The organism is Azoarcus sp. DD4 (assembly GCF_006496635.1).
Classification (GTDB): domain Bacteria; phylum Pseudomonadota; class Gammaproteobacteria; order Burkholderiales; family Rhodocyclaceae; genus Azoarcus.
In genome coordinates this window covers 1,453,655-1,480,274 of record NZ_CP022958.1, presented here as the reverse complement: position 1 = coordinate 1,480,274, position 26,620 = coordinate 1,453,655, and the positions used below count along the sequence as shown (strand labels likewise).

22 protein-coding genes are annotated in these 26,620 nt (G+C 67.5%); 16 read left to right on the top strand and 6 right to left on the bottom strand.

Annotated elements, in window-relative coordinates; genetic code table 11:
• Positions 1–50: 50 nt before the first annotated feature.
• Positions 51–974, bottom strand: coding sequence for a LysR family transcriptional regulator (locus CJ010_RS07030; protein ID WP_141017375.1), 924 nt, complete (start codon positions 972–974; stop codon positions 51–53).
• Positions 975–1,168: 194 nt separating this feature from the next.
• Here CJ010_RS07030 and CJ010_RS07025 point away from each other — a divergent pair, with 194 nt between their 5' ends.
• On the top strand, positions 1,169–1,951 hold the full coding sequence (locus tag CJ010_RS07025; RefSeq protein ID WP_141017374.1) for a sulfite exporter TauE/SafE family protein: 783 nt from the start codon (positions 1,169–1,171) through the stop codon (positions 1,949–1,951).
• A 20-nt stretch (positions 1,952–1,971) separates the two neighbouring features.
• The gene (aceB, locus tag CJ010_RS07020) at positions 1,972–3,576 is read left to right on the top strand and encodes a malate synthase A (protein ID WP_141017373.1); all 1,605 of its coding nucleotides are present in this window, start codon (positions 1,972–1,974) and stop codon (positions 3,574–3,576) included.
• An 80-nt stretch (positions 3,577–3,656) separates the two neighbouring features.
• On the opposite strand, the gene CJ010_RS07015 is transcribed toward aceB, so the two are convergent.
• Positions 3,657–4,613: a toll/interleukin-1 receptor domain-containing protein gene (locus CJ010_RS07015; RefSeq protein ID WP_141017372.1), complete on the bottom strand. Its 957-nt coding sequence runs from the start codon at positions 4,611–4,613 to the stop codon at positions 3,657–3,659.
• A gap of 308 nt (positions 4,614–4,921) precedes the next feature.
• On the opposite strand from CJ010_RS07015, the gene CJ010_RS07010 reads away from it, so the two are divergent.
• From CJ010_RS07010 to CJ010_RS06990, 5 genes are read left to right on the top strand one after another with little or no spacing between them, the layout of a single operon-like run.
• Entirely contained in the window at positions 4,922–6,058 is a 1,137-nt protein-coding gene (locus CJ010_RS07010; protein WP_141017371.1) for a cytochrome c oxidase subunit II, read from the top strand.
• Entirely contained in the window at positions 6,055–7,827 is a 1,773-nt protein-coding gene (gene ctaD, locus CJ010_RS07005) for a cytochrome c oxidase subunit I (RefSeq protein ID WP_141017370.1), read from the top strand. The genes CJ010_RS07010 and ctaD overlap by 4 nt, the downstream gene beginning before the upstream one ends.
• Complete coding sequence (locus CJ010_RS07000) at positions 7,824–8,516, top strand: cytochrome c oxidase subunit 3 (protein WP_141017369.1); 693 nt, start codon at positions 7,824–7,826, stop codon at positions 8,514–8,516. Before ctaD ends, CJ010_RS07000 begins: the two co-directional genes overlap by 4 nt.
• Positions 8,517–8,532: 16 nt before the next feature.
• Complete coding sequence (locus tag CJ010_RS06995; protein ID WP_141017368.1) at positions 8,533–9,216, top strand: heme-copper oxidase subunit III family protein; 684 nt, start codon at positions 8,533–8,535, stop codon at positions 9,214–9,216.
• An 11-nt stretch (positions 9,217–9,227) separates the two neighbouring features.
• Complete coding sequence (locus CJ010_RS06990; protein WP_141017367.1) at positions 9,228–9,551, top strand: cytochrome C oxidase subunit IV family protein; 324 nt, start codon at positions 9,228–9,230, stop codon at positions 9,549–9,551.
• Positions 9,552–9,562: 11 nt separating this feature from the next.
• On the opposite strand, the gene CJ010_RS06985 is transcribed toward CJ010_RS06990, so the two are convergent.
• Positions 9,563–11,113 (bottom strand): fibronectin type III domain-containing protein, encoded by a 1,551-nt coding sequence (locus tag CJ010_RS06985; RefSeq protein ID WP_141017366.1) that lies wholly within the window; start codon positions 11,111–11,113, stop codon positions 9,563–9,565.
• A gap of 183 nt (positions 11,114–11,296) precedes the next feature.
• On the opposite strand from CJ010_RS06985, the gene CJ010_RS06980 reads away from it, so the two are divergent.
• From CJ010_RS06980 to CJ010_RS06945, 8 genes are all read left to right on the top strand, one after another.
• Complete coding sequence (locus CJ010_RS06980) at positions 11,297–11,497, top strand: hypothetical protein (protein WP_141017365.1); 201 nt, start codon at positions 11,297–11,299, stop codon at positions 11,495–11,497.
• Between the two features lie 177 nt (positions 11,498–11,674).
• The gene (locus CJ010_RS06975; protein WP_141017364.1) at positions 11,675–12,613 is read left to right on the top strand and encodes a nucleoside recognition family protein; all 939 of its coding nucleotides are present in this window, start codon (positions 11,675–11,677) and stop codon (positions 12,611–12,613) included.
• Between the two features lie 37 nt (positions 12,614–12,650).
• The gene (locus tag CJ010_RS06970; protein WP_141017363.1) at positions 12,651–13,022 is read left to right on the top strand and encodes a CidA/LrgA family protein; all 372 of its coding nucleotides are present in this window, start codon (positions 12,651–12,653) and stop codon (positions 13,020–13,022) included.
• On the top strand, positions 13,019–13,753 hold the full coding sequence (locus CJ010_RS06965) for an LrgB family protein (protein ID WP_141017362.1): 735 nt from the start codon (positions 13,019–13,021) through the stop codon (positions 13,751–13,753). The genes CJ010_RS06970 and CJ010_RS06965 overlap by 4 nt, the downstream gene beginning before the upstream one ends.
• Positions 13,754–13,866: 113 nt before the next feature.
• The gene (locus tag CJ010_RS06960; RefSeq protein WP_141020602.1) at positions 13,867–15,435 is read left to right on the top strand and encodes a folate/biopterin family MFS transporter; all 1,569 of its coding nucleotides are present in this window, start codon (positions 13,867–13,869) and stop codon (positions 15,433–15,435) included.
• Positions 15,436–15,530: 95 nt separating this feature from the next.
• Positions 15,531–17,579 (top strand): elongation factor G, encoded by a 2,049-nt coding sequence (gene fusA, locus CJ010_RS06955; RefSeq protein WP_141017361.1) that lies wholly within the window; start codon positions 15,531–15,533, stop codon positions 17,577–17,579.
• Positions 17,576–17,872 (top strand): DUF4212 domain-containing protein, encoded by a 297-nt coding sequence (locus CJ010_RS06950; RefSeq protein WP_141017360.1) that lies wholly within the window; start codon positions 17,576–17,578, stop codon positions 17,870–17,872. Before fusA ends, CJ010_RS06950 begins: the two co-directional genes overlap by 4 nt.
• A 154-nt stretch (positions 17,873–18,026) precedes the next feature.
• Positions 18,027–18,800 (top strand): hypothetical protein, encoded by a 774-nt coding sequence (locus CJ010_RS06945; RefSeq protein ID WP_141017359.1) that lies wholly within the window; start codon positions 18,027–18,029, stop codon positions 18,798–18,800.
• Between the two features lie 74 nt (positions 18,801–18,874).
• On the opposite strand, the gene icd is transcribed toward CJ010_RS06945, so the two are convergent.
• Both icd and CJ010_RS06935 read right to left on the bottom strand, forming a co-directional pair.
• Complete coding sequence (gene icd, locus CJ010_RS06940; protein WP_141017358.1) at positions 18,875–20,119, bottom strand: NADP-dependent isocitrate dehydrogenase; 1,245 nt, start codon at positions 20,117–20,119, stop codon at positions 18,875–18,877.
• A 237-nt stretch (positions 20,120–20,356) separates the two neighbouring features.
• Positions 20,357–22,594 carry an NADP-dependent isocitrate dehydrogenase gene (locus CJ010_RS06935; protein WP_141017357.1) on the bottom strand — a complete coding sequence of 746 codons (2,238 nt, stop codon included), beginning with the start codon at positions 22,592–22,594 and terminating at the stop codon, positions 20,357–20,359.
• 479 nt (positions 22,595–23,073) lie between these two features.
• Between CJ010_RS06935 and aceK the strand changes: the two genes are divergently transcribed.
• Entirely contained in the window at positions 23,074–24,861 is a 1,788-nt protein-coding gene (aceK, locus tag CJ010_RS06930) for a bifunctional isocitrate dehydrogenase kinase/phosphatase (RefSeq protein ID WP_141017356.1), read from the top strand.
• A gap of 28 nt (positions 24,862–24,889) precedes the next feature.
• Here aceK and soxB read toward each other — a convergent pair whose 3' ends face one another.
• Positions 24,890–26,614 (bottom strand): thiosulfohydrolase SoxB, encoded by a 1,725-nt coding sequence (gene soxB, locus CJ010_RS06925; protein ID WP_141017355.1) that lies wholly within the window; start codon positions 26,612–26,614, stop codon positions 24,890–24,892.
• Positions 26,615–26,620 lie beyond the last annotated feature (6 nt).

Sequence of the window (26,620 nt, the reverse complement as noted above, 5' to 3'; positions counted from 1 at the left end):
GCGCCACTGCGGCGCGGACTCCCATGCCGTTTCCGCACGCAGCCTGGCCGTCAGGCCGGGGCGGAATCGATCGCGGCGGCCTCTACCCAGTATTCAGCGCTGCCGTAACGCTGTTTCAGGTAATCGATGAAGTAGCGCACCCGCAGCGCCAGATTGCGGCGGTAGGGGAAGACGGCATAGATGCCGGTGGGCGCGGCGGCGAACTCGTCGAGCACCGACACCAGACGGCCGGCACGCAGGTCGGCCGACACCTCCCACAGCGAACGCCAGGCGAGGCCCTGCCCGGCCAGCGCCCAATCGTGCAGCACGGCACCGTCATTGCATTCCAGCCGGCCGGCCACCTTCACCGTCACCACGCCGCCGCGGCCGTTGGAGAACTGCCAGCCGCGCTGCTGCACCAGCGACAGGCAGACGTGGCGCGGCAGGTCTTCGGGGGTGCGCGGCATGCCGTGGCGCTCGAGATAATCGGGGCTGGCCACCACCACCCGGCGGTTCTCCGCCAGCTTCACCGACACCAGGCTGGAATCGGCCATGTCGCCGATGCGCACCGCGCAGTCGATGCCTTCGTTGGCGAGATCGACCAGGCGGTCGGACAGGTCGAGGCTGCAGCTCACCTCCTGGTTGGCAATCAGGAACTCGCGCACCAGCGGCGCCACGTGGCGGCGGCCGAAGCCGCCCGGCGCCGAGATCCGGAGGTGTCCGCTCGGCTTGACGCCGTGCAGGCTGACCGAGGCTTCGGCGTTGGAAAGGTCGTTGAGAATACGCTGGCAATCTTCGAGAAACGCACTACCTTCGAAGGTGAGCGTGATGCTGCGGGTGGTGCGCACCATCAGCTTGACGCCCAGTCGTTCCTCGAGGGCGTCCAGCCTGCGCCCCATGACCGCGGGCGTCACGCCTTCTGCCCGTGCCGCCGCGGACAGGCTGCCCCGGTTTGCGATGTTGACGAAGCTTTCGATCTGCTTAAGCTGGTCCATTTTATACTTTTGGTAAAAGATAAAGTGATCATACCGCTTCTTTTGTTTTATATAAGACCGTTTTAGACTGCGCAGCATTCGGGGGAGGAGACAGACCCGAACATAGACGACGCACTCCGGAGGACTCCCCGCCTCCGGAGCAGCGCGCGAAGCAGCACCGTAGCAACCCCCTAAGCGCAACCGGATACTCCCCCATGGCCGCCCTGGAACTCATCGACATCCTGATCATCGCCATCGCCGCCCTCGCAGCCGGCGCGGTGAACTCGATCGCCGGCGGCGGCACCTTCTTCTCCTTCCCCGCCCTGCTCGCGGTGGGCGTGCCACCGGTGGTGGCCAATGCCAGCAACTCGGTGTCGCTGTGGCCGGGCAGCCTGGCCGGTGCCTGGGCCTTTCGCCGCGAGTTGGCACGCTTCTCACGCAGCCTGCCGCTGCTGTCGGTGGTGGCTTTTATCGGCGGCATCGCTGGCGGCCTGCTGCTGCTGGCCACCTCCAACGCCGCCTTCTCGGCATTGATCCCCTGGCTGCTGCTGGTGGCCACGGTGCTGTTCGCCTTCAGCGCGCAGATCTCGGCGTTGGTGAAAAAGCTCAAGCCGGCGCCCAAGGCTGCGGACGAGCGTCACGTCGGCCCCGGCGGCTACGTGTTCCAGCTTGGCGTGTCGATCTACGGCGGCTTCTTCGGCGCCGGCATGGGCATCCTGATGCTGGCCGCGCTCGCCATCCAGGGCTTCAAGGATGTGCACGAGATCAACGCGCTCAAGAACTGGCTGTCGGCGGTGATCTACAGCGTCGCCGTCGGCACCTTCGTCATCGCCAACGCGGTGTCCTGGCCGCACACGCTGGTGATGCTGGTCACCGGCACTGCCGGCGGCTACCTCGGCGCGGCCGTCGCCCGCCGCATTCCGGCCCGTTTGCTGCGCTACTTCATCATCGCCACCGGCACCGTGTTGACCGCCTACTATTTCTCCAAGACCTTCTGATCACGCACAAGGAGCCTCACATGACCGCCACGCTCGACCTGCCGCAAGGCATGCAGATCAACGCGCCGCTGCATCCGCGCTTCGACCAGATCCTCAGCCGCGACGCGCTGGAACTCGTCGCCAAGCTGCACCGCGCCTTCGAACCGCGCCGCCAGGAACTGCTGAAGGCCCGCGTCGCCCGCCAGGCCCGCATCGACGCCGGCGAACTGCCCGACTTCCTGCCGGAAACCAAGCACATCCGCGAAGGCGACTGGAAGGTCGCGCCGCTGCCGAAGGCGCTGGAATGCCGCCGCGTTGAGATCACCGGCCCGGTCGAGCGCAAGATGATCATCAACGCCTTCAACTCGGGCGCTGATTCCTACATGACCGACTTCGAGGATTCCAACAGCCCCAACTGGTACAACCAGATCCAGGGCCAGGTGAACCTGTACGACGCGATCCGCCGCGAGATCAGCTACACCAACGAAGCCGGCAAGACCTACAAGCTCAACGACAAGATCGCCACCCTGCAGATCCGTCCGCGCGGCTGGCACCTGGACGAGAAGCACGTGCTGGTCGACGGCCAGCGCGTCTCCGGCGGCATCTTCGACTTCGCCCTGGTGTTCTTCCACAACGCCAAGGAACAGATCGCCCGCGGCGCCGGCCCCTTCTACTACCTGCCGAAGATGGAGTCGCACCTCGAAGCCCGCCTGTGGAACGACATCTTCGTGATGGCGCAGGACCACATCGGCCTGCCGCAGGGCACCATCAAGGCCACCGTGCTGGTCGAGACCATCCTCGCCACCTTCGAGATGGAAGAGATCCTGTACGAGCTGCGCAACCACTCCGCCGGGCTGAATGCCGGGCGCTGGGACTACATCTTCTCCTGCATCAAGAAGTTCAAGAAGAACAAGGACTTCTGCCTCGCCAACCGTGGCGCCATCACGATGGAAGTGCCCTTCATGCGCTCCTACGCGCTGGCCCTGGTGCAGGCCTGCCACAAGCGCGGCGCCCCGGCGATGGGCGGCATGAGCGCGCTGATCCCGATCAAGAGCGACCCGGTCGCCAACGAGAAGGCGCTGGCCGGCATCCGCCACGACAAGACCCGCGACGCCAACGACGGCTACGACGGCGGCTGGGTGGCGCACCCGGGCCTGGTGCCGATCGCGATGGAAGAGTTCGTCAAGGTGCTGGGCGACAAGCCCAACCAGTGGGAAAAGCAGGTCTCGGGCAGCTTCGGCCCGAAAGACTGGCTGAACTTCCAGCCGGAACAGCCAATCACCGAAGTGGGCGTGCGCAACAACATCAACGTCGGCATCCACTACCTCGGTAGCTGGCTCGCCGGCAACGGCTGCGTGCCCATCCACAACCTGATGGAAGACGCCGCCACCGCCGAGATCAGCCGCTCGCAGATCTGGCAGTGGGTGGTGAGCCCGAAGGGCAAACTCGACGACGGCCGCAAGGTCACCGCCGAGATGGTGCGCGCGATGATCCCGGAAGAACTCGCCAAGGTGAAGGCCACGGTGACCGCCGCCGGCGAGCAGACCGCGACTTACGAGCAGGCCGCCGGCATCTTCGAAACGATGTCGCTGTCCGAGGACTTCCCCGAGTTCCTGACGCTGCCGCTGTACGAAGCGATGGAATAAGCCGGTCGTCCTGGAGACACCGCATGCGGACGGCGTCCGGGGCAACCCGGGCGCCGTTTTTCATTGCGGCGGCAGGTGTCTCAGGAGCTCCGCCGATGGAGCAGGATGCGCGTGGTGCCGCCGTTCTTGAGATCGGTCAGGACGCCGGTGAGGCGCTGACCGTCGTCCGACAACACCAGCTGGCCGCTCAAACGCGGTTCGTCCGGCACCATCACCACGTACTCGAAACTGATGCTGCGGTCGCTGATCGTCCCCTGCCCGTAACCGATCGCCGTCCCGGTGCCGGCCGCGGTGTGATTGATCTCGACCTTGTCCTGGTCGACGCGTATGCCCCATTCCGCGGCGTCCTCGTCATACCAGTTGCCTTCGAAGCTGGCCGGGGCGACGGCCACCGCGCCGCTGTCGGCGTGCGCACCGCCATCCGGCACGCTGGGCACCGCATCGGGCGGCAGCTCGGGGATCACGTCCGCATCGGGCCACAGCAGCCACACCGCGCCGGCGATCACCAGCGCCGCCGCGGCACCCGCATGGACGGGCTTGATGCGCCGTGGCCTAGGTGCGACTTGCTGCTGGGGCACGATCGCAGCCGCGCTCGCGATCATGCTCATCAGCCGGCCGGTGTCGTACTCCCAGCGCGAATCCGACAGCTCGTGCGCCTGCCATCGCACCAGCGGCTTCAGGTCGTCCGGCAACTCTGCCTCGACCGGCATGCGCGCGCCTTCGACCAGCACCGGCACCACCGGTACCTCGCGCTCCAGCGCGGTGACCACCTCGCGACGCAGGTGATCCTGGGGATCGTCGATGCGACGCCGGCCGCCCTGGTCCGCCGCCAGCCAGTCGCGCCCTATCACCGCCACCAGCACGCGACAGCTGCTTACCCCGTCGCGGATGACCTCGTCCCAGCGCCGCCCCGCGCCGATGGACTGCACGTCCTGGAACACCGCCTGCCGGCCGAAATGCCGTTCAAGACTGTCGACCAGGCGCCCCGTGTGTCCTGCGCTGTCGCCGCGCCGGTAACTGACGAAAATATCCGCCATGTCCGGCCCTCCCCGGAGTGGATGAACGATAGGCGGGCGCCGCACGCCCGGTCGCCGCCACTATCAACTTAGCATCCCGCCGGCCGGCGTCCACAGTCCCGGCGATCGGCGCCCGGTCCGCACGCCACGAAGCGGCCCTGCCTTGAAAGCGGCCCCGCGCGGAACTAGCTTGCAAGCATGTATCCGGAGCCGCTCGCGGCCGGTAGCGGCTCGCGATCCGGATAGCGGCAGGGAGGACGGCGGCGGGCGCACCTGCCCACGCCGGCGCCCGGCCGCCCGGCAAGATCCAGGCACGAGGGCCGCCCGCCATGGCGCTGGCTGTCGCACTGATCCTGATCGTCATCGCCGCGGTGCTGTTCCACTTCCTCAGCCCGTGGTGGTTCACCCCGCTCGCTTCGAACTGGGGCCTGCTCGACGACACCATCCTGATCACGCTGGCGATCACCGGCGCGGTGTTCGTCGCGATCAACCTCTTCGTCGCCTGGACGGTGATCCGCTTCCGCCACCGCAGCGACCGCCGCGCTCACTACGAACCGGAGAACCGGCGGCTGGAAGGCTGGCTGACGGCGCTCACCGCGGTCGGCATCTTCGCGATGCTGGCGCCGGGGCTTTACGTGTATTCGGCGATGATCAACCCGCCCGCCGATGCCGCCACGGTGGAGGTGCTCGGCCAGCAGTGGCAGTGGCGCTTCCGCCTGCCCGGCACCGACGGCAGGCTAGGCCGCAGCGACGTGCGCTTCATGAGCCCGGAGCAGCCCTTCGGCCTGGACCCGGACGATCCCGCCGGACTCGACGACGTGCTGGTCGACAGCGGCGAACTGCACCTGCCGCTGGGGCGGCCGGTGGTGATGCTGCTGCGCTCGCGTGACGTGCTGCACAACTTCTACGTACCGCCCTTCCGCGCCAAGATGGACCTGGTGCCGGGGCTGGTGTCGCGCTTCTGGATGACGCCGACCCAGGCCGGCCGCTTCGAGATCCTGTGCGCCGAACTCTGCGGCGTCGGCCACTTCAACATGCGCGGCACGGTGGTGGTCGAGGAGCCGACGGCCTACGCCGCCTGGCTGGCGGCGCAGCCGACCTTCGCCGCGCGGTTGGCCGGCGCGGCCGACGACGGGCTGGACGCCCAGGCCCGGCGCGGCAAGGCGCTGGCGCAGGCCGGCGGCTGCACTGCCTGCCACAGCACCGACGGCAGCCGCAGCATCGGCCCCGGCTGGCGCGGGCTGTACGGCCGCGAGGAAACCCTGGCCGACGGCCGCCGGGTGACGGCCGACGCCGCCTATCTCGCGGAATCCATCCGCAACCCGGGCGCGGCGATCGTCCAGGGCTACCCGGCCATCATGCCGCCCGGCGCGCTGGACGAGACCGAGATCGCTGCGCTGGTGGCCTACATCCGGGCGCTGGCCGGTCCGCCGGCAGCGGCGCAGGCAGGAGGGACGCCGCAATGAGTACCCACCACGACGACGCGCCGCGCAGCTTCCTGACCCGCTACATCTGGAGCCAGGACCACAAGGTGATCGCGATCCAGTACACCCTCACCGCGATCGCGGTCGGCCTGGTGGCGCTGGTGCTGTCCAACCTGATGCGGCTGCAGATCGGCTTTCCCGGCCGCTTCGACTTCATCGATGCCGCCGCCTATTACCAGTACGTCACCATGCACGGGATGATCATGGTGATCTACCTGCTCACCGCGCTCTTCCTCGGCGGCTTCGGCAACTACCTGATCCCGCTGATGGTGGGCGCGCGCGACATGGTCTTCCCCTACCTCAACATGCTGTCCTACTGGGTGTATCTGCTCGCGGTGGCGGTGCTGATGGCGGGCTTCTTCGTGCCCGGCGGGCCCACCGGCGCCGGCTGGACGCTCTACCCGCCGCAGGCCATCCTGCCCGGCACGCCCGGCACCGACTGGGGCATCGTGCTGATGCTGGTGTCGCTTGTCATCTTCATCGTCGCCGCCACCATGGGCGGGCTCAACTACGTCACCACCGTGCTGCAGGCGCGCACCCGCGGCATGACGCTGATGCGTATGCCGCTCACCGTGTGGGGCATCTTCACCGCCAGCGTCCTGGCGCTGCTGGCCTTCCCGGCGCTGCTGGTGAGCGGGGTGATGATGCTGTGCGACAAGCTGCTCGGCACCAGCTTCTTCATGCCAGCCATCGTCTCCATGGGGCAGACGCTGGAGCACGCCGGCGGCAGCCCGGTGCTGTTCCAGCACCTGTTCTGGTTCTTCGGCCATCCCGAGGTCTACATCGTGGCGCTGCCCGCCTTCGGCATCGTGTCGGACCTCATCAGCACCCATGCGCGCAAGAACATCTTCGGCTACCGCATGATGGTGTGGGCCATCGTCGCCATCGGCGGGCTCTCCTTCGTGGTGTGGGCGCACCACATGTACGTCAGCGGCATGAACCCCTACTTCGGCTACTTCTTCGCCACCACCACGCTGATCATCGCGGTGCCGACCGCGATCAAGGTTTACAACTGGGTGCTGACGCTGTGGCGCGGCAACATCCACCTCAACGTGCCGATGCTGTTCGCGATCGGCTTCATCAGCACCTTCGTGCTCGGCGGCATCACCGGGCTCTTCCTCGGCAACGTCAGCGTGGACATTCCGCTGTCCGACACCTATTTCGTGGTCGCCCACTTCCACATGGTGATGGGGGTGTCGCCCATCCTGGCGATCTTCGGCGGCCTCTACCACTGGTACCCCAAGGTCACCGGCCGCATGCTGGACGAGACCCTGGGCAAGGCCCACTTCTGGGTGACCTTCCTCGGCACCTATGCGATCTACTTCCCGATGCACTACCTCGGCTTCCTCGGCATGCCGCGGCGCTACTACGCCTACGAGGGCTACGACTTCATCCCGGCCTCGGCGCAGCAGCTCAACGCCTTCATCACGGTAGCGGCCATCGTCGTCGGCGTGTTCCAACTGGTGTTCCTGTTCAACCTGGTGTGGAGCCTGCGTCACGGCAAGCCGGCCGGCGCCAACCCCTGGGGCGCGACCACGCTGGAATGGCAGACGCCGCACACGCCGCCGCAGCACGGCAACTGGGGCGAGGCGCTGCCGGTGGTGCACCGCTGGGCCTACGACTACAGCGTGCCCGGCGCCAAGGACGATTTCATCCCGCAGAACGTGCCGGCGGACGGCGAAGCCGAAGGCGGCGAACACGGCCGCCTGACCTCCGCGGCGCGGCGGGCCGGCGGAGGATTGCAGACATGAGCGCACCGTGGACCGGCAGCCTGCGCCCGGCGCGCGCGCTGTTCGACGCCCTCACCGCCCGCCCCTGGCTGCCGGCGCCGGCTCCCGGCGACGCCGGCGCCACGCAGCCGGCGGCCAGGACGGGGCTCAATGTGCTGCTCGGTGTCGTCACCGCCCTGTTCGCGCTGCTCGTGGTCGCCCTGCTGATCCGGGCGCAGCTGCCGGACTGGGCCGCCCTCGCCGGCTCCCCCGCCAGCCCCTTCGCCACCCTGGCGCCACTGTGGGCCAACACCGCGGTGCTGCTGGCCGGCAGCATCGCCATGCAGTTCGCGAGCCGTGCGGCGCGGCTGGGACAGCGCGGCGGCGCCCGTGTCGCCTTCCTGATCGGCGGGCTGTGCGCGCTGGCCTTCCTCGCCGGTCAGGGCTGGGTGTGGCGGCAGCTCGTCGCCGGCGGCCATTTCGTCGCCGCCAGCCCGGCGCTCAGCTTCTTCTACCTGCTCACCGGCCTGCACGGCCTCCATCTGGCCGGCGGTCTGGTGGCTTGGGCGCGCGCCGCCCGGCGCCTGTGGCGAGCGGCGCCGGCGCTGTCCGTCGCCCTGTGCGCGCGCTACTGGCATTTCCTGTTCGCCGTCTGGCTGGTGCTGTTCGGCCTGCTCGCCAGCCCGCCGCCGACGCTGCGCGCGCTCGCCGAGATCTGCGGCGTGCGCTGAATCCGAGGAGCCCGCGATGACGCCGCACGCCCCCGCTTCCCCCATCGCCCCGACCACCGGGCTGGGCAGCCTGGTCGCCGACTGGTCCGACGAACGCGAGGTGTTCCGCGTGCCCTGGGGCAAGGCGATGATGTGGATCTTCCTGCTGTCTGACACCTTTGTGTTCAGCTGCTTCCTCACCGGCTACATGACGGTGCGGATGTCGACCACGGTGCCCTGGCCCAACCCGAGCGAGGTGTTCGCGCTCACCATCGGCGGCGCCACGGTTCCGCTGATCCTGATCGCGATCATGACCTTCGTGCTCATCACCAGCAGCGGCACCATGGCGATGGCGGTCAATTGCGCCTACCGCCGCGACCGCCGCCGCACCGCCGCGCTGCTGCTGGCGACCGCGCTGCTCGGCGCCACCTTCGTCGGCATGCAGGCTTTCGAGTGGACCAAGCTGATCCACGAAGGCGTGCGGCCCTGGAGCAACCCCATGGGCGCCGCCCAGTTCGGCGCCAGCTTCTTCATGATCACCGGCTTCCACGGCCTGCATGTGAGCGCCGGCGTGATCTACCTGCTGGTGGTCGCCAGCCGCGTGCTGGCGGGGCGCTACGAGGCGCGCGGCGACTACGGCATCGTCGAAATCGCCGGCCTGTACTGGCACTTCGTCGATCTGGTGTGGGTGTTCATCTTCGCCCTGTTCTATCTCTGGTAAGGAGGCCCGCCATGGAACAAGCCCGCGGCCAGCAGCACCCGATCGGCCTCTACCTCAAGGTCTGGGGGCTGCTCTTCGTGCTCAGCACCCTGTCCTACCTGGTCGATTACTTCCACCTCGCCGGCGTGCTGCGCTGGGGGCTGATCCTGGCCTTCATGTTCATGAAGGCCGCGCTCATCGTCGCGGTGTTCATGCACATGCGCTGGGAGCGGCTGGCGCTGATCTACACCGTGCTGCTGCCGCCGCTGTGCCTGGCTGTGCTGGTGGGCCTGATGGCGATGGAGGCCGATTACACCTTCCTCAGCCGCGCGAGCTACTTCTCGCCCGGCCCCTGAGCGCGGCTGCGTCAGGGGCAGACGGCGGCGGTCGGCCGGTTGCGCGCATCCACCGGGCGGTCCTGGGCGAGCGAAAAGTAGGGATCGCAGGCCGGCGCGGCGGCGGCGGTGGTGACGTCGAGCCCGGCCGAGGCCGCGCCCTCGACGCCCGCAGCGTCCACCGCATGCACCCGGTAGCGGTAGGCGGTCGACGGTGCCAGCCTGCCATCGGTGACGCTGGGCACTGCCCGCGCTTCACCCACCGCCTGCGCCGCGCCGTTCCCGGCTGCGCTGCGATAGACCCGGTAGGCGGTGGCGCCGGCCACCGGCGTCCATGCCAGTGCCACCCGGTGCGCGCTCACATCGGCCAGCCGCAGCACCGGCGCCGCGGCCGGCACCGGCCCCGCGACCCGGCCCGCGCCGCCGCCGGTGAGCTGCTGCACCATGCGCCATACGGCGGCGATCTGCACGCCGTCGCGGGTGGCGTAGCGGCCAACGGCATCGAAGAAGAAATCGTTGTAACCCCACCAGTCCCAGCAGCCCTTGGGATTGAAAGGCGTGATCGGCACCGCCGAGGTCGCCGCCGCCTGCGGGTAGAGCACCACGATGCGGTTGGCGTCCGCCCATTCGTTGAAGCCGGCGCGCTCGGCGAAGGTGGTGCCGATGCGCCCGGCTTGCTGCTGGCAGCCGTGAAAGGCGACGTGCAGCCGGCACGGCTCGCCGGCGGCGCAGGCGGCCGGCAGATAGAGGTAGCCGGTCGGGCCCATGGACGCCCGGATGGGCGCAAGCGTGCGTTCGCCGCGCCGGATGTAAGGCGCCTGGTCGAAGCTCAGCAGTTTGCCGGTGAGCGCCGTCGGCTCGGTGCGTTGCAGCGGACCGAGAAAGAACTGCAGCGCCGCACCGGCGGCGTCGTACTGCGGCGCGCCGGTGGCGCGGTCGGGGCAGCTGTTGATGAAGTTGCCGCCGGTGCCGGCGCAGGCATTGCAGCTCGCAGCGGGCGCGGCGGCGGTGCAGCTCGCCGAGATCTGCGCATGGGCGGCGTTGAGGTCGTTGCGGTAGAAGATCTGCGCCGCCGGCACGAAGGCGCCGTACCAGTCGACCAGCGCATCGCTGACCGCCCGCTTGACGATGCCGTCGTTGTAGCCGTGAAAGATCCAGATGCGCTGGCGCGCCAGCCCCGCCAGCGGGTCTATCCGGCCTTGATGCGCCCAGGCCCGCGTCGCCGCCTGCATCGCCGCCATGTCGCCGGCGGTGATGGGCACCGCCGGGTAGTCCGGGTCGCCCTGCATGCAGCGCGCCATCACCCGGCTCACCGCCGCGCCGCCACGGGCGTCCTCTCCGGCGCAGAAGTAGGGGCCGCCGGCGGTGACAGCCACGCCGCTCACCGCCGCCGAGTGCGCAGTGCCGAACTGCACCGCCATGTATGCACCGGAAGATATCCCCGACACGGTGATCTGTGTCGGATCCAGCACAAGCGCCGGCAGCGGCGCCGCCGGTACCGCCCCGATGCCGCCGAGCGCGACACCCAACACCGCGACCGCCTGCCGCAAACGGCGGCGCATCGCCGACTGGCCCATATTCATTGCGTCCCCCCGTTTCGCTACGCACCGGACTACCACATCAGCATAGACACCTGTCATGCATAACGCCAAGTCAGGAAAACCGGCAACTCGCCCGCCGCCACCTACACTTGAAAAAGGCGGTACCGGCACGGATTGTGCATCGCACAAACCGCCGATAACAGACAGATCCCACAGGAGAACGACATGATCCAATGGAGCAAGGTGACCGATTTCCTCGCCCACGGGCTGCTGGTGCTGCCGCTGGTCCTCGGCTTCGGGCTGCGCAGTTTCGACGTCTTCGCGCTGACGCTCGCGCCGATGCTGCTGTTGCTGATAGGTGTCACCCTCGGCGCGCCGGCGGTGCCGGCACCAGCCGAAGACGACGAACGCAAGCGCGAGAACTGATCCTACCCTCCCCTTGACGGGGAGGCGCGTGCGAACGGCCGGATGCAGTCCGCGGGACACCGCGCACTGCCGCTGTGCGCGGCCGCGCTTCCACCATGCCTGCTCAGCGGCGCCGCACTCGCCAGCTCAGCCCGCAACCGGGTAGCATCTGCGGCGTTGCAACAATAACGACAAGGCATGGACCAACTCACCGACATCATCCTGCGCGCCGGCCGTTCGGCGGTGGAGCTTTCCCTCTTCGTCCTGCTGCCCATCATGGTGGTGATGCTGTCGCTGATGCGCCTGCTCGAAGCGCGCGGCGTGCTCGACTGGGTGGTCGCCCGGCTTGCCCCGGTGCTGCGCCCGGTGGGCCTGACCGGACTGGGCGTATTCGCCGCGCTGCAGATCAACTTCGTCAGCTTCGCCGCACCGGTGGCGACGCTCACCATGATGGAAGGCCGCGGCGCCTCCGACCGCCACCTGGCCGCCACGCTGGCGATGGTGATGGCGATGGCGCAGGCCAACGTCACCTTCCCGATGGCGGCGATGGGCCTGGCCTTCGGGCCGGCGCTGGCGCTGTCGCTGCTGGGTGGCCTGATCGCCGCCGCTGCCACCTACCACGGCTTCGGGCGCGGGCTTTCCGCCAGCGAAGGCACCCTGGACGAAACCCTGCACCACCACGTCGCCGACAACGCCAAGGGCGTGCTCGACGTCATCAACCGGGCCGGCGCCGAGGCCTTCAAGATTTCCGTCGGCTCCATCCCGATGCTGGTGCTGGCGTTGGTGGCGGTGATGGCGCTGCGCGCCACCGGCGCCATCGACGCGCTGACCGCGGCGCTCACACCCACGCTCGCCGCCATCGGCATCGACCCGGCGATGATCCTGCTGACACTCACCAAGTACATCGCCGGCGGCACGGCGATGATGGGTGTGATGGACGAGATGCTGCGGAACGGCGTCACCACGGTGACCACGCTCAACCACGGCGCCGGCTTCCTGATCCATCCGCTCGACGTCGCCGGCGTGGCCATCATGATGTCGGCCGGCCGCCGCGTCGCCGCGGTATGGAAACCGGCGGCGCTCGGCGCCGCGGTCGGCATCGCCGCCCGCAGCGTCGGCCACGCGCTGATCGGGTAAGCTCGCAGCCCGACAAGAACCACGGGGACACCCAACCATGCTCGGCGCGCTGACCCTGCTGCTCGTATTCCAGCTCGTGGGCGAAGTCACCGCCCGCGCCTTCGCCCTGCCCATCCCCGGTCCGGTGATCGGCATGGCGCTGCTCTTCCTCACCCTGGTGGTGCGCGGCGGCGCCGGCGACGACCTGCGCCAGACCGCCGGCACCCTGCTGCAGCATCTGTCACTGCTGTTCGTGCCGGCCGGTACCGGCATCGTGCTCTACGGCAGCCGCATCGCCGACGAATGGCTGCCGCTGGGCGTGGCGCTGGTCGGCAGCACCGCGCTGGCGATCGCGGTCACCGCACTGGTGCTGAACGCGCTCACCCGGCGCCGCGCCGCCGCCGGTATCGATGAGGAGCGCCGGTCTTGAGCCCCCGCCTCGACGAGATCTGGGTCTATCTCTCGACCACGCCCCTACTCGGCCTCACCCTCACCCTGCTCGCCTACCAGGCCGCCTTCTGGGTGTACAAGCGCTGCGGCTTCCACCCGCTGGCCAACCCGGTGCTGATCTCGGTGGCGCTGCTGGCGAGCATCCTGCTTGTCACCGGCACGCCCTACCAGACCTATTTCGACGGTGCGCAGTTCGTGCACTTCCTGCTCGGCCCGGCCACCGTGGCGCTGGCGATTCCGCTCTACGCCCAGTTGCCCAGGCTGAAAGCGATGGCCCTGCCGCTGGGCATCGCGCTGGTGATCGGCTCGCTCACCGCGGCGCTGTCGGCCTACGGCCTGGGCGCGCTGCTCGGCGCCAGCCGCGAATCGCTGATGTCGCTCGCGCCCAAGAGCGTGACCACGCCGATCGCGATGGGCATCGCCGAGCGTCTCGGCGGCCTGCCCTCGCTGACCGCGGTGCTGGTCATCAGCACCGGCATCCTCGGTGCCGTCGGCGCGCGCTACATCTACCGCCTGCTGCGCATCGAGGACCACGCCGTACGCGGCTTCGCCATCGGCATCGCGTCGCACGGCATCGGCACCGCCCGCGCGTTCCAGGTGAGCGAGCAGACCGGCGCCTTCGCCGCGCTGGCGATGGGGCTGAACGGACTGGCCACCGCGCTGTCACTGCCGTGGATCCTGCCCTGGATCGAAGGCCTGCTCGGCCGCTGACACCCCTGCCCTGACCGACCGCCAACCGAAAGGACGCCCGCGTGCTTGCTTCCCTCCACCAGAACGCCCTTTACCGCTGGATAGACCGCACCATCCTGGAACTCGGCCGCGAGATGCGCCTGGGCTACCTGCCGCCGCTGATGGTGTATTGCGCGGCGGGGGTGTCGGGCCTCACCGGCATCGTCGGCACCTTCTTCATCAAGGACTACCTCGGGCTGTCGGCCGCCTTCCTGGCCGCGCTCGGTTTCTGGGCAGGCATTCCGTGGGCGCTGAAGATGCCGATCGGCCACTTGGTCGACCTTCTGTGGCGCTACAAGGCAGGGCTGGTGTACCTCGGCGCGCTGCTGATTACCGCCAGCATCGCGATCATGATCGGCCTGATCGGCTCGCCCGGGGCGATGCGTGCGGTGATGCCGGCCGAAGCCTGGTTCGTGCTGTCGGTGCTGCTGTCCCCGGTGGGCTACGTGATGCAGGACGCGGTGGCCGATGCGATGACGGTGGAGGCGGTGCCGCACTTCGACGAGCGCGGCGAACGCATCGGCGAAGACCAGGTTCGGCTGATGCACACCACCATGCAGATGCTCGGCCGCGTCGCCATCATCGGCGGCACGGTGCTGGTGAGCTTCGCCAACGTGGTGATGTTCCAGGGCGCGGAAGCCCTGCCGGAGGCCGCCAAGGTGGACATCTACCTGCGCATCTACGAGCTGGCGCTGGTGATCCCGCTGCTGTCGGTGAGCGGCGTGCTGCTCGCCGGTGTCCTCAAGCGGCGCGAGGCCCGGCGGCTGGCGGCCCTGGGCCGCGACCGTGCCGAAATCGAGCGCCTGCTGCACGAACCCACGGAAAAGACCGCGCCCAACTGGTGGATACTCGGCGGCAGCGCGGTGTTCGTCGCATTCACGCTGGGCATCGGCCTGTCCGGCGTGCCCTACGGCCAGGAGATCATCTTTGCCGGCTCCTTCGGCATCATCGGCTTCATGATCACCCGCCTGCTGCGCGAACTCTCGCCCGAGGCGGCGCGCACCCTGCTCGGCACGGTGATCGTGATTTTCATATTCCGTGCGATGCCCGGGCCGGGCGCGGGCGCGAGCTGGTGGATGATAGACGAGCTCGGTTTCGACCAGAGCTTCCTGTCCCGGCTGGACCTCATCACCAGCCTGCTGACCCTGGCCGGGCTCTTCCTCTTCCGCCGCTTCATGGCGGAGAAGTCGATCGCGCACATCGTCGTCTTCCTCACCCTGGCCGCGACGCTGCTGTCCCTGCCCATCATCGGCATGTACCACGGCCTGCACCACTGGACGGCCAGCCACACCGGCGGCGTGGTCGATGCGCGCTTCATCGCCATCGCCAACACCGCGCTCGAATCGCCGCTCGGCCAGGTGTCGATGGTGCCGATGCTGGCCTGGATCGCCAACTCGGCCCCGCCGCACCTGAAGGCCACCTTCTTCGCGGTGATGGCCTCCTTCACCAACCTCGCGCTGTCGGCCTCGCAGCTGGGCACCAAGTACCTCAACGAGATCTACGTGGTCAGCCGCGAGGTGCGCGACGCCGTCACCCGCGCGGTGACGACGCCGGCCGACTACAGCGAGCTCGGCGTGCTGCTGCTAGCGGTGACGGCGATCGGCCTGCTGCTGCCGCTGGCGGCGATCCTGCTCACCCGCGCGGCCGGCCTCAAAAGCGCGTAGACGACGGCCCGGCGCGTGTCGGCTTGATCTGACGCATTGCCAGCCGCGGCCGAGTGGCGGACACTCTCTCCCGACAATACCAAGGGGAGACCGCCATGACGCCCAGCTCGGTTCACGACATCCGTAACCTTGCCCTCCTCGGTCACGCCGGCTGCGGCAAGACCAGTCTGCTCGAAGCCCTGCTCGCGACCGCCGGCGAAATCGGCGCGGCCGGCAGCGTCGAGCGCGGCGATACCGTGTCCGACCACGACCCGCAGGAAAAGGCGATGGGCCACTCGCTCAACGCCACCCTCGCCCACCTCGAATGGGCCGGCCACTGGGTCAATGTGCTCGATACCCCGGGCCTGCCCGACCTCGCCGGCCGTGCGCTGGCCACGCTGCCGGCGGTGGAAACCGCCGCCATCGTCATCAGCGCCGCGTCCGGAATCGAAACCGGCAGCCGTCGCATGATGGCCGCCGCCGCCGGCAAGTGCCGCATGATCATCGTCAGCAAGATCGACGCCGCCGGCGCCGACTGCGCTGCGCTGATGGAAGCCATCACCGCGGAATTCGGCCGCGAGTGCCTGCCCATCAACCTGCCCGCGCCCGACGGCAGCCGCGTCATCGACTGCTTCTTCGGCCCGGAGATCGGCGCCGCCACCGCCTTCGGGCAAGTCGGCGCCACCCACGACAGCATCGTGGACCAGGTCGTCGAACTCGACGAAGCGCTGATGGCGCAATACCTGGAACAGGGCGAGTCACTCGATCCGGAACAGCTGCACGGCCCCTTCGAGCAGGCCCTGCGCGAAGGCCACCTGGTGCCGGTGTGTTTCGTCTCGGCGCGCACCGGTGCCGGCGTGCGCGAGCTGCTCGACGTGCTCGGCCGCCTGCTGCCCGATCCGACCGAGGGCAATCCGCCCGCCTTCCTCAAGGGCGAAGGCGCTGGCGCGCAAGCAGTCGAGGTGCAGCCCGAGCGCGACCGCCACACCGTCGCCCATGTATTCCAGGTCAGCAACGATCCCTACCGCGGCAAGCTCGGCCTGTTCCGCATCCACCAGGGCACGGTGACGCCGAGTTCGCAGCTCTACATCGGCGACGGCCGCAAGCCCTTCAAGGTCTCCCACCTGCTGCGCCTGCAGGGCCGCAACACGGTGGAGACGCCGCTCGGCGTGCCCGGCGACATCTGCGCGGTGGCACGGGTCGACGAGCTGCGCCGCGACGCGGTGCTGCACGATTCGCACGACGAGGACTACTTCCACATCGTGCCGCCGCGCTATCCGCAGCCGGTGTTCGGCCTCGCGCTGATCGCTACCAAGCCGGCCGACGAGCAGCGCCTGTCCGAAGCGCTCGCCCGCCTGGTCGACGAAGACCCCTGCCTTGAAGTCAGCTATGACACCCGCGGCCGCCAGACGGTGGTGCGCGGCCTGGGAGAGCAACATCTCAAGATCGTGCTGGAACAGCTCTCCAGCCGCTGGAACCTGCAGCTGAACACCGCCACGCCGGCCATTCCCTACCGCGAGACCATCTCCGCCGTGGCCGAGGCACGCTACCGCCACAAGAAACAGAGCGGCGGGGCCGGCCAGTTCGGCGAGGTCGCGCTGCGGGTCGAACCGCTGGCGCGCGGCGCCGGCTTGCAGCTGGGCGACGAGGTCAAGGGTGGAACCATCCCCATCCAGTTCATGCCGGCGGTCGAAAAAGGCGTGCGCCAGGCCCTCGCCGAGGGTGCGCTGGCCGGCTTTCCCATCCAGGACCTGCGCGTGGTCGTCACCGACGGCAAGCACCATGCGGTCGACTCCAACGAAGTGTCCTTCGTCACGGCCGCGCGCCACGCGCTGATCGAAGCGGTACTCGCCGCCCGCCCGGTGGTGCTGGAGCCCCTGCTCCACGTCACCGTCAAGGTGCCGGACTCGCACTTCGGCGAAGTCAGTGCCGAACTGGCCGGCCGCCGCGGTCGCGTCACCGCCACCGACAGCCCGGCCAGCGGCTGGACGCTGATCTCGGCCAGTGTGCCGATGGCCGAGCTGGACGGTTTCGAATCGCGCCTGAAGGCGATCAGCGCGGGCGACAGCGAGTTCGTGCTCGACGCCGGCGGCCACGAGCCGGCACCGGGCGAAGTACAGAACCGGTTGGTGCAGGCCTACCGCTCGCAGGGCGCGGCGCAATGACCGACCCGCTCACCGAAGCGCCGATGACGGTCGGTACGCTCACCGCCCGTCATCGCGCCTACTGGCGCCGCACCCAGGGACTGACGGTGGCGCTGCTGCTGCTCTGGTTCGCCGTGACCTTCCTCGCCGGCTTCTGCGCAGCCGAACTCAATGCTTATGAGTTTCTCGGCTTTCCGCTGGGTTTCTACATTCTCGCGCAGGGCGCGCTCATCGCTTATCTCTTCATCATCGGCATCTACGTGCTGGCGATGAACTGGCTGGACCGGCGCTACGGGGTGGGCGAGCGCCGCTAGACTGCCCGCATCGGCACATGCACGACGGTGCGGGCGGTGGTGCCGAAATGGCCGATAATGCCGTCCAGCCCGGCCGGCGGCGGCCTCGACCACGTCCTGCCGCAATCCACCGCCGGTCGACGTCCGGTCGCTCCGCCAAGGTTATTCCAGTTCGATGTCCGTAGAAACGCTCTTGCTCAAGTTGCTGCTGGTTCCACTGTTCCTGTTGCTGGTTTCGCTCGCAGGCAAGCGCTGGGGGCCCGGCATCGCCGGCTGGCTGGCCGGCTTGCCACTGGTCGTCGGCCCCATCCTCTATTTCGTCGCGCTCGAACAGGGGCCGCAGTTTGCCGCCCAGGCCGCGACAGCCGCGGTCGCGGCGGTGGTCGCCTCGATAGCCTTCGGCGTGGCGTATTCGCATTGCTCGCGGATCGCACGCTGGCCGATGGCGCTACTGGCCGCAACCACCGCCTGGCTGGCGGTGAGCGTTCTGCTGGCCGCGGTCCCGCTATCGCTGTGGTCGTCCTTCGCTGCCGCCTTCGCCGTGTTGATGGTGGCGCCTTACTGCTTCCCGCCTACAACAAGCAGCGCATCCGCGCCGGCCACTGGCTACATCGAACTCGCCTTGCGCATGGCGGCGGGAGCGGCGCTGACCTTCGGCGTGACCCTGGCGGCCGGCGCCGTAGGGCCGCGCTGGAGCGGCTTGCTGGCGGTGTTTCCCGTGCTCGGCACGGTGCTGGCGGTGTTCTCGCACCAGCAACAGGGCGGCGATGCCGCCACCCAGTTGCTGCACGGCATGGCGCGCGGCTTTTTCTCCTTCCTCGGGTTCTGCCTCGCCGTTGCGATTGCCCTGCATCACCTGAGCGTGCCGGCAGCCTTTGCACTAGCGATCGGCGTGTCGCTCGCCATCCAGTTGCTGACCAGGAAGCCCCCCGCCGCCGCGCGGGGCTGACCGGGCCCCATCAGGAAAAAACCCGCCGGCCACCTGGCCGACGGGTTCTGTTCCGACGTCGCCGCAGCGACTACTCACATGCGCGCGATCATCGCGTCGCCGAAGGCCGAGCAGCTGACTTCCTGCGCCCCGTCCATCAGGCGGGCGAAATCGTAAGTCACGACCTTGTCGCCGATTGCCGCTTCCATCGATTTGATGATCAGGTCGGCGGCCTCGGTCCAGCCCATGTGGCGCAGCATCATCTCGGCCGACAGGATGATGGAGCCGGGATTCACCTTGTCCAGCCCGGCATACTTGGGCGCGGTGCCATGGGTCGCTTCGAAGCAGGCGTACTGGTCGGAGATGTTGGCACCCGGCGCGATGCCGATGCCGCCCACCTCGGCCGCCAGCGCGTCGGAGATGTAGTCGCCGTTGAGATTGCAGCAGGCGATGACGTCGTATTCCGCCGGACGCAACAGGATCTGCTGCAGGAAGGCATCGGCAATGGCGTCCTTGACGATGACCTCCCGCCCGCTCCTCGGATTCTTGAACGCGCACCACGGACCACCGTCGATCGGCTGGGCACCGAATTCCTTCTGCGCCACCTCGTAGGCCCAGTCGCGGAAGGCGCCTTCGGTGAACTTCATGATGTTGCCCTTGTGCACGATGGTGACGCTGCGACGGTCGTTGTCGATCGCGTACCTGATCGCCGCGCGCACCAGGCGGGCCGTGCCTTCGCGCGACACCGGCTTGATGCCGATGCCGGAGGTTTCCGGGAAGCGGATCTTCTTGACGCCCATCTCTTCCTGCAGGAACTTGATGAGCTTTTTCGCGCCTTCGGATTCCGCCGCCCATTCGATGCCGGCGTAGATGTCCTCGGTGTTCTCGCGGAAGATCACCATGTCGACCTTGCTCGGATCCTTCAGCGGCGAGGGCACGCCGCGGAACCAGCGCACCGGGCGCACACACTGGTAGAGATCGAGCTCCTGGCGCAGCGCCACGTTGAGCGAGCGGATACCACCGCCCACCGGGGTGGTCATCGGCCCCTTGATCGATACCGAGTATTCCTTGAGTGCATCGAAAGTCTCCCTGGGGAGCCATTCGTCCGGGCCGTAGAGCCGCGTCGACTTCTCGCCGGCGAAGACCTCCATCCAGTGGATCTTCTTCTTGCCGCCGTATGCCTTGGCAACCGCGGCATCAATGACCTTGATCATCACCGGCGTGATGTCCACGCCGATGCCATCGCCTTCGATGTAGGGAATGATGGGGTTGTCGGGGACAGGCTGGCCCGGGACGATCTTCTGGCCACCTGCCGGAACCTTGATGTGAGACGTGCTCATGTCTTCCCTCCTCCTGGTGAACGCTTATTAGACCAACAGTCTTCCCGACGCATGGCCCGTTCAGCAGTACCAGACGGGCCAGGTCGCGAGATCTGGCGCCGGCTCCCGGTTGTCTGCCGGGACGGTCGTCCGATTATCCACGAAAAACCGGCCCGGGTCGGCGGCGGTCGTGCGCCGCTGCAGGACGAAAAAAAACGCCAGGGCGAGCCCTGGCGTTTTCATCGGCGTTTGCGCGGATCAGGCGGATGCAGCAGCGATCACGGCGTTGAAGGTCGCGCTCGGACGCATCACCGCAGCGCACTTCTCCACATCGACGCGGTAGTAGCCGCCGATATCGACCGGCTTGCCCTGCACCGCCTTGAGCTCGTCGACGATGCGCTGCTCGTTGTCGGCCAGGCTCTTGGCGACCGGCGCGAAATGGGCGGCCAGCGCGGCATCCTCGGTCTGTGCGGCCAGCGCCTGCGCCCAGTAGAGGGCGAGGTAGAACTGGCTGCCGCGGTTGTCGAGTTCACCAGTGCGGCGCGAAGGCGACTTGTCGAGGTCGAGCAGCTTGCCGGTGGCTTCGTCCAGGGTCTTGGCGAGCAGCTTGGCCTTGTCGTTGCCGGTCTTGATGCCGAGTTCCTCCAGCGACACCGCCAGCGCAAGGAACTCGCCGAGCGAATCCCAGCGCAGGTGGTTTTCCTCGACCAGCTGCTGCACGTGCTTGGGCGCCGAACCGCCCGCGCCGGTTTCGTACATGCCGCCACCGGCCATCAGCGGGACGATGGAGAGCATCTTGGCCGAGGTGCCGAGTTCCATGATGGGGAACAGGTCGGTGAGGTAGTCGCGCAGGATGTTGCCGGTGACCGAAATGGTGTCGAGGCCGCGGACCACGCGCTCGAGCGTGAAGCGCATCGCACGCACCTGCGACAGGATCTTGATGTCCAGCCCGGTAGTGTCGTGGTCCTTGAGGTACTTCTCGACCTTCTTGATCAGCTCGGCTTCGTGCGGACGGTAGGGGTCGAGCCAGAATACCGCCGGCATGCCGGAGTTGCGCGCACGGGTCACCGCGAGCTTGACCCAGTCGCGGATCGGCGCGTCCTTGACCTGACACATGCGCCAGATGTCGCCGGCTTCCACGTTCTGCGACAGCAGCACTTCGCCGGTGGCGAGGTCGGTGATGTTGGCGACGCCGTCTTCGGCGATCTCGAAAGTCTTGTCGTGCGAGCCGTACTCTTCCGCCTTCTGCGCCATCAGGCCGACGTTGGGCACCGTGCCCATGGTCTTCGGATCGAAGTTGCCATGCCATTTGCAGAAGTTGAGCATCTCCTGGTAGATGCGGGCGAAGGTCGACTCCGGCATCACCGCCTTGCAGTCGTAGGGCTTGCCGTCAGCACCCCACATCTTGCCGCCGGCGCGGATCATCGCCGGCATCGAGGCGTCGACGATGACGTCGTTGGGCGAATGGAAGTTGGTGATGCCCTTGGCCGAATCCACCATCGCCAGTTCGGGGCGGTGTTCGTGGCAGGCGTGCAGGTCGCGGATGATCTCGTCGCGCTTGGACTCCGGCAGGGTCTTGATCTTTTCGTACAGATCGGCCATGCCGTTATTGACGTTGATGCCCAGTTCGTCGAACAGCTTGCCGTGCTTCTCGAAGGCTTCCTTGTAGTAGATCTTGACGCAGTGGCCGAAGACGATGGGGTGCGAGACCTTCATCATCGTCGCCTTGACGTGCAGCGAGAACAGGATGCCGGCTTCGCGGCAGTCTTCCAGCTCCTTCTCGTAGAACTCGCACAGCGCCTTCTTGCTCATGAACATCGAGTCGATGACTTCGCCGTCGAGCAGCGCAACCTTGGGCTTGAGCACGATGGTCTTGCCCGACTTGGTGAGCAGCTCCATCTTGACGTCACGCGCCTTGTCGAGCGTCATCGACTTTTCACCGTGGTAGAAGTCGCCGTGGTGCATGTGGGAAACGTGGGTCTGCGACCACTGCTTCCATTCGCCCATCGAGTGCGGGTGCTTCCTGGCGTAGTTCTTGACTGCGGCGGGCGCGCGGCGGTCGGAGTTGCCTTCGCGCAGCACCGGATTCACCGACGAACCCAGACACTTCGAGTAGCGCGCCTTGATGTCCTTTTCTTCGTCGGACTTCGGATCTTCCGGGAAATCGGGGAGCTTGTAGCCCTTGCCCTGCAGTTCCTTGATCGCCGCCTTCAACTGGCCCACCGAGGCGCTGATGTTGGGCAGCTTGATGATGTTGGCTTCCGGCTGCAGGGTCAGCGCGCCGAGTTCGGCCAGGGTGTTCGGCACCTTCTGCGCATCGCTCAGGAAGTCGGGGAACTCGGCCAGGATGCGGCCGGACAGCGAGATGTCGGCTTCGTCGACCTGGATGCCGGCCGGCTTGGTGAAGCTGCGGATGACGGGCAGGAAGGCGGCGGTCGCCAGCATCGGCGCTTCGTCGGTAATGGTGTAGATGATGGTCGGCTGCTGCGAAGGCATTGCTTGTTTCTCCCTCATTGTCTTGATAGAGCTGGTCGAACGATGGCGCGAGCAGGCCACGGCGCGGGCGGCACGATGCGCCGGGCTCGTTGAAAGACATTGGAAACGCGGAGCCACAGCCCGAACGGCGCACTCACCTGCGCAGGTTCCAGGCACTCGACGTAGCCACTACCGGCACGCTCGCGGCCAACCCGCTCCGCGACGCCTCGCGACTCCCAACCGACTTTTCAAACGCTGCATTATACCGCTCGGACAGGCCGATCACGCCAGAAGTAAAATCAGCTTTCACAATATGAAAGAAGACAGCATATAAAAGATATAAGACATGCCACCTCCCGCCCGGTCCGGTAGCACGATCCAGCACTGCCGACACACCCCGCCCCGCCGCAAACCCCTGGCGCAGCAAGGCCTCGCGGTGCGAAACTAGTGCGCAGGGCCGGCGGCCTCGCCCGCGGGAACGAGCCAGCAAGGAAGACCACATGGACGCATTGCCTGGGGACAACCCGGTGGCGCAGGCGATCGCGCAGGCGCTGATCGAGGGCTTCAACAAGCACTACCGGATCTTTCGCGGCACCTCGCGGCGGGCCAAGGAGTTCTTCGAGGCCGGCGAGTGGCAGGCCCAGCTCGACGCGGTGCGCGAACGGGTGCAGTTCTACGACGACAGGGTGGACGAGACGGTGCATCGCCTGCTCCACGAGTTCGACGCCGACTCGCTCGACGACGCCACCTGGCAGCAGGTCAAGCTGCATTACATCGGCGTGCTGATCAGGCACAAGCAACCCGAGCTGGCGGAGACCTTCTTCAACTCGGTGTGCTGCAAGATCCTGCACCGCACCTACTTCAACAACGACTACATCTTCGCCCGCCCGGCGATCTCCACCGAGTACATCGAGTCCTACCCACCGGTGTATTCCAGCTACTACCCGCGCGATGCCGGGCTGCGGGCGACGATACGCCGCATCGTCGAGGACTTCGACTGGCAGCGCCCGTTCGAGGATCTGGACCGCGACGTCGACCACATCATGCGCACCACCCTCGCCCACCTCGGCGAGTGGCCGGCGATGGAGGTCAATTGCCAGCTGCAGGTGCTGTACTCGGCCTTCTACCGCAACAAGACCGCCTACATCATCGGCAAGGCGATCAACGGCTGGCAGGAGATGCCCTTCACGCTGGCAGTACGTCACGGCGACGGCGGCAAACTCTACATCGACACCATCCTGCTCGATCCGTGGCGGATCTCGGTGCTGTTCTCGCTGTCGCGCGCCTACTTCATGGTCGACATGGAAGTGCCTTCGGGCTACGTGCAGTTCCTGCGCTCCATCATGCCCAACAAGCCGCGGAGTGAGCTCTACACCATGCTGGGCCTGGGCAAGCAGGGCAAGACGATGTTCTTCCGCGACCTCGTCTCCCACCTGCGCCATTCGAACGACCGGTTCATCGTCGCGCCGGGCATACGCGGCCTGGTGATGCTGGTATTCACGCTGCCCTCCTACCCCTATGTGTTCAAGATCATCAAGGACGTGTTCGGTGCCTCGAAGAACATGGACCGCGCCACGGTCAAGCGCAAATACCTGATGGTCAAGCAGGTCGACCGCGTCGGCCGCATGGCGGACACGCTGGAGTTCTCCTACGCCGCGTTGCCGCTGTCACGCTTCCACCCGGAGTTGCTGGAAGAACTGCGCACGCTGGCGCCGTCGGCCTTCGAGGTCGAGGGCGACACGCTGGTGATCAAGCACCTCTACATCGAGCGCCGGATGACGCCGCTCAACATCCACCTGGAGCGGGCGACGGACGAGGAGGTCGAAGCGGCAGTGCGCGAGTACGGCAATGCCATCCGCGAGCTGGCCATCGCCAACATCTTTCCCGGCGACATGCTGTGGAAGAACTTCGGCGTCACCCGCTACGGCCGCGTCGTGTTCTACGACTACGACGAGATCGAATACATGACGGCGATGAACTTCCGCCGGATCCCGCCCGCGCCCTACGAGGAGATGGAACTGGCGGGCGAACCGTGGTATTCCGCCGGGCCGATGGACGTGTTCCCCGAGGAGTTCGCCACCTTCCTGCTCGGCTCGCCGCGGGTGCGCAAGGCCTTTCTCAAGTACCACCGCGACCTGCTCGAACCGCGCTTCTGGCAGGAAGCGCAGCAGGGCATACGCAGCGGCCACGTCGAGGACTTCTTCCCCTACCCGGTCGAGCTCCGCTTCTGCAATCTCTTCCCCCAGCAGGACGAAACCGCCCCACCCTCGGCCACGCGCGCCGCTTGAAACGACCGACCGCCGGGACGGCGTCGAATTAGCCCGCCAGACCGGCGTTGCCCTGCATGCCCCTGAGCGTCGGCAGGTTGAGCGCGCGCTGGCTCACCACCTTCTGGCCACGCAGGTAGCCGGCCACCACGTCCCAGACGGCGGGCCCGGCGTTCTTCGCCTCTTCCGACACCGGCGCCCAGCCGGCCACGCGGTAGGTCTTGCCCGCCTCGATCGGCTTGCCCCGCAGCGTCATGTTGTCGATCCGCCTGCCCATCGGCGCGTTGGGATCGCAGGTGTATTGCAGCCCGCCGACGCGCACCATGTCGCCACCCTGCTGGTAGTAGGGGTCGGGATTGAAGAGGTTGTCGGCCACATCCTCCAGCACCGTCTTGATCATCTCGCCGCTCATCGGGGTGAGCGTCGTCCACGGGTAGGTGATCGCGGTCTGGTCGAGCAGGTGCTCCATGGTGATGGTATCGCCCGGCAGCAGGGTCGTACCCCAGCGGAAGCCGGGCGAGAACGCGATCTCGGCGTCCTTTTCGGCCATCAATGCATCGACGATGAGCTGGTCCCAGGAACCGTTGAAGTTGCCGCGGCGGTAGAGCAGGCCTTCGGTGACGGCGAGCTTTTCGCCCAGCTTGCCGAGGTAGGGCGCGCGCACCTTGTCGATGAAGGCCGCCATTTCCGCATCGGCCGGCAGCAGCCGGGCGAACACCGGCAGCAGCTTGTAGCGGAAGTCGGCGACCTTGCCGCCCTTCACCTCGAAATCGAGCACGCCGAGGAACTTGCCGTTGGAGCCGGCATTGGTCACCAGCGTCTGGCCGCCGGCGTTCTTCACCACCACCGGCGCCGGGATGCCGTCGTGGGTGTGGCCGCCGAGGATGGCGTCGATGCCGGTGACCCGGCTCGCCATCTTCAGGTCCACATCCATGCCGTTGTGCGACAGCACCACCACGACCTGGGCGCCTTCGGCCCGCGCTTTGTCCACCGCCGCCTGCATGCCCGGCTCCTGGATGCCGAAGCTCCATTCCGGCGTCTGCCAGCGCGGGTTGGCGATCGGCGTGTAGGGGAAGGCCTGGCCGACGATGGCGACCGGCACGCCGTTGATGTTGCGGATCACGTAGGGCTTGAACACCGGGTCTTCGAAATCGGTGGTGCGCACGTTCTGCGCGACGATGTCGATGTGGCCGGCGAAATCCTTCTCCTCGACTTCCTTGACGCGCGCGGCACCGTAGCTGGATTCCCAGTGCAGGGTCATCACGTCGACGCCGAGCAGCCTGGCGGCATCGACCATGTCCTGCGCATTCGTCCACAGTGCGGTGGCCGAGCCCTGCCAGGTGTCGCCGCCGTCGAGCAGCAGCGCGCCAGGGCGGCTGGCCTTCAACTGCTTCACCAGCGTCGCCAGGTGGGCGAAGCCGCCGACCTTGCCGTAGGTTTTCGCTGCCTGGGCGAAATCGAGGTAGCTGAAAGCATGCGCTTCCGCCGTGCCGGGCTTGATGCCGTAGTGCTTGAGCAGACGCTCGCCGACCAGATGCGGCACCTGCCCCGCCATGCCGCCGACGCCGAGATTGACGCTGGGTTCGCGGAAATGGACAGGCAGCAGCTGGGCGTGGCAATCGGTCATGTGGAGCAGGCTGACCTTGCCGAAACGGGGCAGCTCGTAGAGCGCGGCAGCGGCCTTTTCGGCGCGGGCGCGTTCGCTGTGCAGGGTCAGCCCCCCGGCGGCGGCGATGGCCAGCACCTGGAGGAATTCGCGGCGATTCATGCTCATGGCAAG

What these genes read in the sequence shown, in the direction of transcription:
- CJ010_RS06975 (WP_141017364.1), top strand. Translation starts at nt 11,675, where the DNA reads ATGGACCAACTCACCGACATCATCCTGCGCGCCGGCCGTTCGGCGGTG.
- CJ010_RS06945 (WP_141017359.1), top strand. Translation starts at nt 18,027, where the DNA reads ATGTCCGTAGAAACGCTCTTGCTCAAGTTGCTGCTGGTTCCACTGTTC.
- fusA (WP_141017361.1), top strand. Translation starts at nt 15,531, where the DNA reads ATGACGCCCAGCTCGGTTCACGACATCCGTAACCTTGCCCTCCTCGGT.
- CJ010_RS07000 (WP_141017369.1), top strand. Translation starts at nt 7,824, where the DNA reads ATGAGCGCACCGTGGACCGGCAGCCTGCGCCCGGCGCGCGCGCTGTTC.
- CJ010_RS06960 (WP_141020602.1), top strand. Translation starts at nt 13,867, where the DNA reads ATGCGCCTGGGCTACCTGCCGCCGCTGATGGTGTATTGCGCGGCGGGG.
- CJ010_RS06980 (WP_141017365.1), top strand. Translation starts at nt 11,297, where the DNA reads ATGATCCAATGGAGCAAGGTGACCGATTTCCTCGCCCACGGGCTGCTG.
- ctaD (WP_141017370.1), top strand. Translation starts at nt 6,055, where the DNA reads ATGAGTACCCACCACGACGACGCGCCGCGCAGCTTCCTGACCCGCTAC.
- icd (WP_141017358.1), bottom strand. Translation starts at nt 20,119, where the DNA reads ATGAGCACGTCTCACATCAAGGTTCCGGCAGGTGGCCAGAAGATCGTC.
- CJ010_RS06935 (WP_141017357.1), bottom strand. Translation starts at nt 22,594, where the DNA reads ATGCCTTCGCAGCAGCCGACCATCATCTACACCATTACCGACGAAGCG.
- CJ010_RS06995 (WP_141017368.1), top strand. Translation starts at nt 8,533, where the DNA reads ATGACGCCGCACGCCCCCGCTTCCCCCATCGCCCCGACCACCGGGCTG.
- CJ010_RS07030 (WP_141017375.1), bottom strand. Translation starts at nt 974, where the DNA reads ATGGACCAGCTTAAGCAGATCGAAAGCTTCGTCAACATCGCAAACCGG.
- CJ010_RS06990 (WP_141017367.1), top strand. Translation starts at nt 9,228, where the DNA reads ATGGAACAAGCCCGCGGCCAGCAGCACCCGATCGGCCTCTACCTCAAG.
- CJ010_RS07025 (WP_141017374.1), top strand. Translation starts at nt 1,169, where the DNA reads ATGGCCGCCCTGGAACTCATCGACATCCTGATCATCGCCATCGCCGCC.
- soxB (WP_141017355.1), bottom strand. Translation starts at nt 26,614, where the DNA reads ATGAGCATGAATCGCCGCGAATTCCTCCAGGTGCTGGCCATCGCCGCC.
- CJ010_RS07010 (WP_141017371.1), top strand. Translation starts at nt 4,922, where the DNA reads ATGGCGCTGGCTGTCGCACTGATCCTGATCGTCATCGCCGCGGTGCTG.
- aceK (WP_141017356.1), top strand. Translation starts at nt 23,074, where the DNA reads ATGGACGCATTGCCTGGGGACAACCCGGTGGCGCAGGCGATCGCGCAG.
- CJ010_RS07015 (WP_141017372.1), bottom strand. Translation starts at nt 4,613, where the DNA reads ATGGCGGATATTTTCGTCAGTTACCGGCGCGGCGACAGCGCAGGACAC.
- aceB (WP_141017373.1), top strand. Translation starts at nt 1,972, where the DNA reads ATGACCGCCACGCTCGACCTGCCGCAAGGCATGCAGATCAACGCGCCG.
- CJ010_RS06950 (WP_141017360.1), top strand. Translation starts at nt 17,576, where the DNA reads ATGACCGACCCGCTCACCGAAGCGCCGATGACGGTCGGTACGCTCACC.
- CJ010_RS06985 (WP_141017366.1), bottom strand. Translation starts at nt 11,113, where the DNA reads ATGAATATGGGCCAGTCGGCGATGCGCCGCCGTTTGCGGCAGGCGGTC.
- CJ010_RS06970 (WP_141017363.1), top strand. Translation starts at nt 12,651, where the DNA reads ATGCTCGGCGCGCTGACCCTGCTGCTCGTATTCCAGCTCGTGGGCGAA.